Here is a 9,748-nt window from a genome sequence, read left to right on the forward strand (position 1 = left end):
CACGAGAACTACCTGATGTCAAGGCAGACGCCGTTCTCCGCGGTGATCGCGGGACTGACCCCGTTTTTGGTGTCGCGGCAGGTGGTGACCGGCTCCGGCCGAGTCGGCATCGGCCCTGCCGGCGACGAGCCCGGCTTCCAGTTGTCCCAGCGGGCCGACTACATCGAGGTCGAAGTCGGGCTGGAAACCACGCTCAAACGCGGCATCATCAACACCCGCGACGAACCGCACGCCGACGCCGACCGTTACCGCCGGCTGCACGTGATCATCGGTGACGCCAACCTCGCCGAGACGTCGACCTACCTGAAGCTGGGCACCACGGCGCTGGTGCTCGACCTCATCGAAGAGGGCCCCCAGCACGGCATCGACCTGACTGACCTAGCGTTGGCGCGGCCGGTCCACGCCGTGCACGCCATCAGTCGGGACCCGTCGTTGCGCACCGCGGTCGCGCTGGCCGACGGACGTGAACTGACCGCGCTTGCGCTGCAACGGATTTACTTGGATCGGGTCGCAAAGCTGGTCGATTCCCGTGACCCGGATTCGCGCGCAGCCGACGTCGTGCAAACCTGGGCGGAAGTCCTCGACCAGCTCGAGCGCGACCCGATGGATTGTGCAGACCTGCTGGACTGGCCGGCCAAGCTGCGATTGCTCGAAGGATTCCGGCACCGGGAAAACCTCAGCTGGTCGGCGCCGCGGTTGCATCTGGTCGACCTGCAGTACTCCGACGTCCGGCTCGACAAGGGGCTGTACAACCGGTTGGTAGCGCGCGGCTCGATGCGCCGTTTGGTCACCGAACAGCAGGTGCTCAACGCGGTGGACAATCCGCCGACCGATACCCGCGCCTACTTCCGCGGAGAGTGTCTGCGGCGGTTCGGGGCCGATATCGCCGCGGCCAGTTGGGACTCGGTGATTTTCGACCTGGGCGGCGACTCGCTGGTGCGTATCCCGACGCTGGAGCCGCTGCGCGGCAGCAAGGCCCACGTCGGTGCGTTGTTGGACTCGGTGGACAGTGCGGTCGAGCTGGTGGAACAACTGACCACTTAGACGTGGTTAGCCACGGCAAGACCGGGGTCGACCGGTAGGCTAAAGAAACCGGCCGCCGTGTGATGCGCGGCCGATAACGATGCAGGAGGCAGCGATGGCTCAAGAGCAGACCAAGCGCGGCGGCGGCGGCGGAGACGACGACGATCTGACTGCCAGCACGGCCGCCGGCCAAGAGCGTCGCGAGAAGCTGACCGAGGAAACCGACGATCTGCTCGACGAAATCGACGACGTTCTGGAAGAGAACGCCGAGGACTTCGTGCGGGCATACGTCCAAAAGGGCGGCCAGTGACCTGGCCGTTTCGTAATCGCTTGGCCACAAATTCGGCAATTCCCGGAATCCCCGCTAGCCCTATAGAGCTGTCTTCGTTCGCTGATTTCCTGCGTCGCCAGGCACCGGAATTGCTGCCGACGGGCGCCGGCGGCGGTGAGCCCACCGGACAATTGCCGCACGGGACGACCATCGTCGCGCTGAAATATCCTGGCGGTGTGCTCATCGCCGGTGACCGGCGCTCCACGCAGGGCAACATGATCGCCGGGCGGGATGTGCAAAAGGTCTACATCACCGATGAATACACCGCGACCGGCATCGCCGGCACCGCGGCCATCGCGGTCGAATTCGCCCGGCTCTACGCGGTCGAACTCGAGCACTACGAGAAGCTGGAAGGCGTTCCACTGACGTTTGCCGGTAAGGTCAACCGCCTCGCGACCATGGTGCGCGGCAACCTGGGCGCCGCCCTGCAGGGTCTGGTGGCGCTGCCGCTGCTGGCCGGCTACGACATTGACGACCCGGCCCCGGAGAAGGCCGGCCGCATCGTGTCGTTCGACGCCGCGGGCGGCTGGAACCTCGAAGAAGAGGGCTACCAGTCGGTGGGTTCCGGATCGATCTTCGCCAAGTCGTCGATGAAGAAGTTGTACGCACAGGTGAGCGACGCCGACTCCGCGTTGCGGGTAGCCGTCGAGGCGCTCTACGACGCCGCCGACGACGATTCGGCAACCGGCGGCCCGGACCTGGTCCGCGGGATCTACCCGACCGCGGTCACCATCGACGCTGACGGAGCGGTCGACGTGGCTGAGTCGCGCATCGCCGAACTGGCCCGCGAGGTTATCGAAAGTCGTTCCCGCGCAGACACTTTCGGGCCCGACGCGCATCGGGGTGAATCGTGAGCTTTCCATACTTCATCTCGCCCGAGCAGGCGATGCGCGAGCGCAGCGAGCTCGCCCGCAAAGGCATCGCCCGCGGCCGAAGTGTGGTGGCGCTGGCGTATTCCGGTGGGGTGCTGTTTGTTGCCGAGAACCCGTCGCGCTCCCTGCAGAAGATCAGCGAACTCTACGACCGGGTGGCCTTCGCGGCGGCGGGAAAGTTCAACGAATTCGACAACCTGCGCCGCGGTGGAATCCAGTTCGCCGATACCCGCGGCTACGCCTACGATCGCCGCGACGTCACCGGCCGACAGTTGGCCAATGTCTACGCACAGACGCTGGGCACCATCTTCACCGAGCAGGCCAAGCCGTACGAGGTCGAGTTGTGCGTGGCCGAGGTCGCGCATCACGGCGAGACCAAAGCGCCCGAGCTGTACCGGATCACCTACGACGGCTCGATCAATGACGAACCGCACTACGTGGTGATGGGCGGGACGACGGAGCCGATCACCACCGCGCTCAAGGACACCTACGCCGAAAACGCCGACCTGGCCGATGCGGTCCGGATTGCCGTCGACGCGTTGCGGGCCGGCAGCGCCAACGGTGATCAACCCGCCCTCGGGGTGTCGACGCTGGAGGTGGCCATCCTCGACGCCAGCCGGCCGCGGCGCGCCTTCCGGCGCATCACCGGCCCGGCGCTGGAACGGCTGCTGCCCAAAGAAGATTCGGCGTCGGACAAGTCGTCGGACGGAACCCACAGCGGCGATTAGCGTGATATCGCCCGTGATATCGCATTGACGTTTAGGTCATAGGTTCGGCGCCGGTACTGATGTGGCTGCTGTGCCTGATGAGTCTTGTGGCGTCTGCCCGAGGTGCGCCGCGCCCCGGGCATCCCGACACATATCCACAGGACCACAGGCGAGGCTTCCCACCGCCCCGGTAGGGCAACAAGTACGCTCGATCACGTGCAGCGACGGATTATGGGCATCGAGACCGAATTCGGTGTCACCTGCACATTTCACGGCCATCGCCGCTTGAGCCCCGACGAGGTAGCCCGCTACCTGTTTCGCCGGGTGGTGTCCTGGGGTCGCAGCTCGAACGTGTTCCTGCGCAACGGCGCACGCCTGTACCTGGACGTGGGCAGTCACCCCGAGTACGCCACCGCCGAATGCGACAGCCTGGTGCAACTGGTCACGCATGACCGCGCCGGGGAGCGGGTGCTGGAAGATCTGCTCGTCGACGCCGAGCAGCGGCTGGCCGACGAGGGCATCGGCGGCGACATCTACTTGTTCAAAAACAACACCGACTCGGCGGGTAACTCGTACGGCTGTCACGAGAACTACCTGATCGTGCGGGCCGGCGAGTTCTCCCGCATTTCCGATGTGCTGCTGCCGTTTTTGGTGACCCGCCAGCTGATCTGCGGGGCGGGCAAAGTGTTGCAGACCCCGAAGGCCGCGACCTTTTGCCTGAGCCAGCGCGCCGAGCACATCTGGGAGGGCGTGTCCAGCGCAACCACGCGCTCACGCCCCATCATCAACACCCGCGACGAGCCGCACGCCGACGCCGAAAAATACCGGCGCCTGCACGTCATCGTCGGCGACTCCAACATGTGCGAGACCACCACCATGCTCAAGATCGGCACGGCCGCGCTGGTGCTGGAGATGATCGAAGCCGGGGTGGCGTTCCGCGACTTTTCACTGGACAACCCGATCCGCGCGATCCGCGAAGTCAGCCACGACGTCACCGGCCGCCGTCCGGTGCGGCTCGCCGGCGGGCGACAGGCCAGCGCGCTGGACATCCAACGGGAGTACTACGCGCGGGCCGTCGAGCACTTGCAGACCCGCGAGCCCAACGCCCAGATCGAACAGGTCGTCGACCTGTGGGGCCGCCAACTCGACGCGGTCGAAACCCAAGACTTCGCCAAAGTCGACACCGAAATCGACTGGGTGATCAAACGCAAACTGTTCCAGCGTTATCAGGACCGCTACAGCATGGAGCTGTCCGACCCCAAGATCGCTCAACTCGACCTGGCCTACCACGACATCAAGCGCGGCCGCGGGGTGTTCGATCTGTTGCAGCGCAAGGGCCTGGCGTCGCGGATAACCACCGATGAGGAAATCGAAGAGGCCGTCGATCAGCCGCCGCAGACCACCCGCGCCCGGCTGCGCGGTGAATTCATCAGCGCTGCACAGGCCGCGGGCCGCGACTTCACCGTCGACTGGGTGCATCTCAAACTCAACGACCAAGCCCAGCGCACCGTGTTGTGCAAAGATCCGTTCCGGTCAGTCGACGAGCGGGTCAAGCGGCTGATCGCGAGCATGTAGCCCTCTACCCTGGTGCCCGTGGCGACGTCGAAGATCGAACGGCTGATGAACCTCGTCATCGCGCTGTTGTATACCCGCGGCTACATGACCGCCGAGAAGATCCGGTCCAGCGTCAAGGGCTACGACGACAGCCCGAATGCCGAGGCGTTCTCGCGGATGTTCGAGCGCGACAAGAACGAGTTGCGCGACCTGGGCATCCCGTTGGAAACCGGCAAGGTGTCGTCGTTCGATCCGGTGGAGGGCTACCGCATCAACCGCGACGCCTACGCGCTGCCCGACATCGAGCTGACCGGCGACGAGGCCGCCGCAGTGGCGATCGCCACCAAGTTGTGGGAATCGCCGGAGTTGGTCACCACCACCCAGGGGGCGCTGTTGAAGCTGCGGGCCGCCGGGATGGACCTTGACCCCGACGCTCCGGTGGCCATCGCCTCACCGGCCGGGGCCGCCGGCCCGGACAGCCTTGGTCCGCTGCTGACGGCCATCCAAAACAGGCAGGCCGTGCAGTTTCCGCACCGGCCGTCGCCGACGGAGGCGTACACGATGCGCACCGTCGAACCGTGGGGGGTGATCACCGTGAAGGGCCGCCCGTATCTAGTCGGCCACGATCGCGACCGCGGCGCGACCCGGGTATTTCGGCTGTCGCGGATCGGTGCGGACGTCACCGCGATCGGACCGCCCGGCGCAGTGATCCAGCCGGCGGATGTAGACCTACGCGCGATTGTCACCGAGGCGGTGACCGACGCGCCGACGGGCGTACGCGCGCGAGTGTGGGTGGCCGACGGGCGGGCCACCGCGCTGCGGCGGGCCGGAAACGTGGTCGAGGCGCGGCAATTGGGCGGTCGCGCCGGCGAGGTGATCGAACTCGACATCGGGACCACCGACCGGTTGGCGCAGGAGATCACCGGCTACGGCGCGGACGCCGTCGTACTGGAACCGGAATCGCTGCGTGAGGACGTGCTGGACCGGCTGCGGGTCCACACATGACGGCGCTGACCACCCGCCTGGTGCGGCTGCTCAACATGGTTCCGTACCTTCAGGCCAATCCGCGGGTCACCCGCGCCGAGGCCGCCGAAGACCTGGGTGTGTCCCTGGAGCAGCTGGACACGGACCTCAATCAATTGTGGGTCTGCGGTCTTCCCGGCGGCTTCGGCGGTGACCTGATCGACTTCGATTTCTCCGGCGACACCATCGAAGTGATCTTCTCGGCCGGCGTGGACAAGCCGCTGCGGCTGACCTCGCCGGAAGCCACCGTCGTGCTGATGGCGTTGCGGGCACTGGCGGACATCCCCGGCGTGGTCGACCCGGAGGCGGCGCGCAGCGCGATCGCCAAGATCGAGACTGCGGCCGGTATCGCCGCACGGGGATCCGGCGCGGCCGTCGACGAGCCGGCTCCGGCCGAGAGCCAGGCCACGGCTGCGGTGCGTTCCGCGGTACGCGACAACCGCGCGGTGGCGATCGACTACTACGCCGCCTCGCACGACGCCCTGTCACACCGGGTCGTCGACCCGATCCGGATCGTCGTGATCGGCGACCACAGCTACCTGGAGGCGTGGTCCCGCGAGGCCGAGGGCGTGCGGCTGTTCCGGTTCGACCGAATCGTCGACGCGCAGGTGCTCGACGAGCCTGCCGCGCCGCCGGAAGCCGCCCTGGCCGCGCCACCGGATACCTCGCTGTTCGATGCCGATCCCGCGCTACCCTCGGCCACCCTGGAGCTGGCCCCGTCGGCGGCATGGATGTTCGAGTACTACCCGATGCGCCACCTGCGCGACCTGCCTGACGGCTACTGCGAGGCGGCCATGACCTATGCCTCCGACGACTGGATGACGCGCCTGGTACTGGGCCTTGGACCCGCGGTGCGGGTGCTGGCCCCCGAGGCGCTGGCGCAGCGGGTACATGACGCCGCGGCGGCGGCGCTGGAGATGTACCAGGCCGCGCTGCGGTAGCATCGGTTGGACGTCTGGAGGTAACCAAAGTGGGCAGTTTCAGTCCGTGGCACTGGGCGATCCTCGCCGTCGTAGTGGTCATATTGTTCGGTGCCAAGCGGCTCCCTGACGCGGCACGCGCACTGGGCAAGTCGTTGCGAATCTTCAAATCCGAGGTTCGTGAACTGCAGAGTGAGAGCAAGGCGGACGCGCCGGCCGCGCCGACAACCGTGCAGGCCGAGCGGGTCGACCCGCCGGCACCTGCATCCGGACAGGATCGGCAGGCTTAGTCTGCGATCGCTGTCGGGGTGCCTGAGCGTCACCCGCTGACCGTCGTGCGCACCACCGGTATTTTCAGGCGTCTCGATCCGCGCCAGCGTCGCAGCCGCACCAACCCAGACGGGACGATGTCGCTCGTCGACCACCTCACCGAACTGCGTGCCCGGCTGCTGATCTCGATGGCCACGATCGTGCTCACCACCGCGCTGGGATTTTTCTGGTACTCGCACTCGCTGTTCGGACTCGAAAGTCTGGGGGAGTGGCTGCGCCATCCGTACTGCGCGTTGCCGGCCTCGGCGCGCGCGGAGATCAGCGCCGACGGGCAATGCCGCTTGCTGGCGACTGCGCCGTTCGACCAATTCATGTTGCGGCTCAAAGTCGGGTTGACCGCCGGGATCGTGCTGGCCTGCCCGATGTGGCTCTACCAACTGTGGGCGTTCATCACGCCGGGCCTCTACAAAAAGGAGCGACGCTTCGCCGCGGCGTTCGTCATTCCCGCCGCGGTGCTGTTCATCGTCGGCGCCTTGCTGGCCTACCTGGTGTTGTCGAAGGCATTGCACTTCCTGCTGACCGTCGGCAGCGACGTCCAGGTCACCGCGTTGTCCGGCGACCGCTACTTCGGGTTCCTGATCAACCTGCTGATGGTTTTCGGCATCAGCTTCGAATTCCCGTTGCTGATCGTGATGCTCAACTTGGCCGGTGTGCTCAGCTATGCGCGGCTGCGGGCATGGCGGCGCGGTTTGATCTTCGCGATGTTCTGCTTTGCGGCGATCTTTACCCCGGGATCGGATCCGTTCTCGATGCTCGCGCTCGGGCTGGCGCTGACCCTGCTGCTCGAACTGGCCATCCAAATCGCCCGCCTGCACGACAAACGGAAAGCCAAGCGTGAAGCGCTGACCGCGATTCCCGACGAGGAGGCCTCGACCATCGAACCGCCGTCGGCGGTGGCCACGCCGTCGGGCAGCGCCGGAACCCATGACGACGTCACCTGACGGCCACTCGGGCGAGCTGGCGCGGTTCACCGCCGAACTGTCCTTCGGGCTCGACGGTTTTCAGCAGCAGGCGTGTGCGGCGCTCGAGCGCGGCCACGGGGTGTTGGTCTGCGCTCCGACCGGGGCCGGCAAGACCGTGGTCGGCGAGTTCGCGGTCCATTTGGCTCTTGCCGCGGGCGGCAAGTGTTTCTACACCACGCCGTTGAAGGCACTGAGCAACCAAAAGCACACCGACTTTGTCGCCCGCTACGGCAAAGACCGGATCGGGTTGCTCACCGGTGACCTGTCGGTCAACGCCAATGCACCCGTGGTGGTGATGACCACTGAAGTGTTGCGCAACATGCTGTATGCCAATTCGCCTGCATTGCAGGGGCTTTCGCATGTGGTTATGGATGAGGTGCACTTCCTGGCCGACCGGATGCGAGGCGCGGTGTGGGAAGAGGTGATCCTGCATCTGCCCGACGAGGTGCGGTTGATCAGCCTCTCGGCGACGGTGAGTAACGCCGAGGAGTTCGGTGGCTGGATCCAAACCGTCCGCGGCGACACCGCGGTGGTGGTCGACGAACACCGGCCGGTGCCGCTGTGGCAGCACATGCTGGTCGGCAAACGCCTCTTCGACCTGTTCGACTACGACGGCGACGGCGCCAAGCACCAGCCCCACGTCGACCCGAACCTGGTGCGCCACATCGCCAATCGGCGAGAGGCGGATCGGCTGGCCGACTGGCGACCGCGCCACCGTGGCCCGGGGCGGCCCGGCCGACCCAGCATGTACCGGCCGCCATCCCGCCCGGACGTGATCAACGCGCTGGACCGCGAGGGTTTGCTGCCGGCGATCACATTCGTGTTCTCCCGCGCCGGATGCGGCGCTGCGGTCGCGCAGTGTCTGCGCTCGTCGTTGCGGCTGACCACCGAGAAGGACCGGGCCCGGATCGCCGAGGTGATCGACCATCGCTGCGGCGATCTGGCCGACGCCGACCTGGACGTGCTCGGCTACTACGAGTGGCGCGAGGGCCTGCTACGCGGTTTGGCCGCCCACCATGCCGGGCTGTTGCCGGTGTTCCGGCACACCGTCGAGGAGTTGTTCACCGCCGGATTGGTCAAGGCGGTATTCGCCACCGAGACCCTGGCGCTGGGCATCAACATGCCGGCCCGCACCGTGGTGCTGGAACGGCTGGTCAAGTTCAACGGCGAGCAACACGTTCCGCTGACGCCGGGGGAGTACACCCAGCTGACCGGACGGGCGGGTAGGCGCGGCATCGACGTGGAAGGTCACGCGGTGGTGATCTGGCACCCCGATATCGAACCGGCCGAAGTTGCCGGCCTGGCCTCTACCCGCACCTTCCCGCTGCGCAGCTCGTTCGCCCCGTCGTACAACATGACGATCAACCTCGTGCAGCAGATGGGCCCCGAGCAGGCGCACCGGCTGCTGGAGCAGTCGTTCGCCCAATACCAGGCCGACCGATCGGTCGTCGGGCTGGTCCGCGGCGTCGAGCGCGGCGAGCGGATGCTCGAGGAGATCGCGGGCGAGCTGGGCGGCCGAGACGCGCCGATCCTCGACTACGCCCGCCTGCGCGAACAGATCTCGCAACGGGAGCGCGCACAGGCCCGCGCCTCGCGGCTGCAGCGACGTCAGGCCGCCAACGACGCCCTGGCTGCGCTGCGCCGAGGCGACATCATCACGATCCCGCATGGCCGCCGCGGTGGCCTGGCGGTGGTGCTGGAATCCGCCCGGGACACCTCCGATCCCCGGCCGTTGGTCCTCACCGAACACCGCTGGGCCGGGCGGATTTCGTCGGCGGACTACTCCGGGGCGGCGACGCCGGTCGGGTCGATGAGCTTGCCCAAGCGGGTCGAGCACCGCCAACCACGGGTGCGCCGGGATTTGGCATCGGCGCTGCGCTCGGCGGCTGCAGGACTGGTCACCACGTCCCAGCGGGGCAGGCGACGAGGCCAGACAGCTGATGGCCCCGACGTGGACCCCGAGCTGGCCTCGCTGCGCGAGCAGTTACGCCGTCATCCCGCATCTGGATTTCGCGGTCGGAGAGGC

Annotated in this window: 10 protein-coding genes; all 10 read left to right on the forward strand. The window is 66.9% G+C overall.

Annotated elements, in window-relative coordinates; all coding sequences use genetic code 11:
• A partial coding sequence (gene dop, locus A5707_RS04945) for a depupylase/deamidase Dop (RefSeq protein ID WP_065013406.1) occupies positions 1 to 1,044 on the forward strand: 1,044 nt, incomplete at its 5' end.
• 94 nt (positions 1,045 to 1,138) lie between these two features.
• The gene (locus tag A5707_RS04950; protein ID WP_062540654.1) at positions 1,139 to 1,333 is read left to right on the forward strand and encodes a ubiquitin-like protein Pup; all 195 of its coding nucleotides are present in this window, start codon (positions 1,139 to 1,141) and stop codon (positions 1,331 to 1,333) included.
• The gene (prcB, locus tag A5707_RS04955; RefSeq protein WP_065013407.1) at positions 1,330 to 2,208 is read left to right on the forward strand and encodes a proteasome subunit beta; all 879 of its coding nucleotides are present in this window, start codon (positions 1,330 to 1,332) and stop codon (positions 2,206 to 2,208) included. Before A5707_RS04950 ends, prcB begins: the two co-directional genes overlap by 4 nt.
• Positions 2,205 to 2,954 (forward strand): proteasome subunit alpha, encoded by a 750-nt coding sequence (prcA, locus tag A5707_RS04960; RefSeq protein WP_065013408.1) that lies wholly within the window; start codon positions 2,205 to 2,207, stop codon positions 2,952 to 2,954. The genes prcB and prcA overlap by 4 nt, the downstream gene beginning before the upstream one ends.
• Before the next feature lie 195 nt (positions 2,955 to 3,149).
• A complete protein-coding gene (pafA, locus tag A5707_RS04965; RefSeq protein ID WP_156657571.1) occupies positions 3,150 to 4,508 on the forward strand; it encodes a Pup--protein ligase in 1,359 nt (452 codons plus the stop codon).
• Between the two features lie 18 nt (positions 4,509 to 4,526).
• Complete coding sequence (locus A5707_RS04970) at positions 4,527 to 5,492, forward strand: helix-turn-helix transcriptional regulator (RefSeq protein ID WP_065013413.1); 966 nt, start codon at positions 4,527 to 4,529, stop codon at positions 5,490 to 5,492.
• Positions 5,489 to 6,451, forward strand: a complete 963-nt coding sequence (locus A5707_RS04975) for a helix-turn-helix transcriptional regulator (RefSeq protein WP_065013410.1) — start codon at positions 5,489 to 5,491, stop codon at positions 6,449 to 6,451. Before A5707_RS04970 ends, A5707_RS04975 begins: the two co-directional genes overlap by 4 nt.
• A gap of 29 nt (positions 6,452 to 6,480) precedes the next feature.
• A complete protein-coding gene (gene tatA, locus A5707_RS04980) occupies positions 6,481 to 6,720 on the forward strand; it encodes a Sec-independent protein translocase subunit TatA (protein WP_065013411.1) in 240 nt (79 codons plus the stop codon).
• Between the two features lie 117 nt (positions 6,721 to 6,837).
• Entirely contained in the window at positions 6,838 to 7,701 is an 864-nt protein-coding gene (tatC, locus tag A5707_RS04985; protein ID WP_065013414.1) for a twin-arginine translocase subunit TatC, read from the forward strand.
• On the forward strand, positions 7,685 to 9,748 hold a 2,064-nt coding region (locus tag A5707_RS04990), incomplete at its 3' end, for a DEAD/DEAH box helicase (protein WP_065013412.1). The genes tatC and A5707_RS04990, both read left to right, overlap by 17 nt.

The sequence above is a fragment of the Mycobacterium kyorinense genome (assembly GCF_001672775.1).
Lineage (GTDB): Bacteria > Actinomycetota > Actinomycetes > Mycobacteriales > Mycobacteriaceae > Mycobacterium > Mycobacterium kyorinense_A.

Excerpts from the sequence above, each read along its gene's own strand:
- A5707_RS04950 (WP_062540654.1), top strand. The coding sequence starts at position 1,139 with ATGGCTCAAGAGCAGACCAAGCGCGGCGGCGGCGGCGGAGACGACGAC.
- A5707_RS04975 (WP_065013410.1), top strand. The coding sequence starts at position 5,489 with ATGACGGCGCTGACCACCCGCCTGGTGCGGCTGCTCAACATGGTTCCG.
- tatC (WP_065013414.1), top strand. The coding sequence starts at position 6,838 with ATGTCGCTCGTCGACCACCTCACCGAACTGCGTGCCCGGCTGCTGATC.